The organism is Salmonella sp. SAL4457, assembly GCF_046548235.1.
Lineage (GTDB): Bacteria > Pseudomonadota > Gammaproteobacteria > Enterobacterales > Enterobacteriaceae > Salmonella > Salmonella enterica.
Genome location: NZ_JBGDZO010001195.1, coordinates 1 through 242, shown reverse-complemented (window position 1 = coordinate 242; position 242 = coordinate 1). Strand labels below are relative to the sequence as shown.

The 242-nt window shown below is 66.9% G+C and carries 1 protein-coding gene; it reads left to right on the top strand.

Translation table 11 applies throughout. The annotated features are described in order from the left end of the window. Positions 1 to 242, top strand: a 242-nt coding sequence (locus ACLJNW_RS27975) for a hypothetical protein (protein WP_410961865.1), incomplete at both ends; no start/stop codon positions are given.

Below are 242 nucleotides of genomic sequence, written 5' to 3'. Positions count from 1 at the left end.
CCCTGAGCCTGCGCTTCCCCTGGGACCGCCTGTACCGGTTGACCCTGGACAAGCCCGGCTACGGGCTGTTCTCCATGACCTACACCCCCGAGCGGGTGCCGCAGTTCAAATGGGTCGGCCCGCTGGCCGACACCAGTTGGGTGTTGCTGGCGCCGGCCGGCAGCAAGATCGCCGTGAAGAATCTCAAGGACGCCGCCCGCTACAAGCTCGGCGCCTACAAGAACGACGCGGTCAGCCAGCAC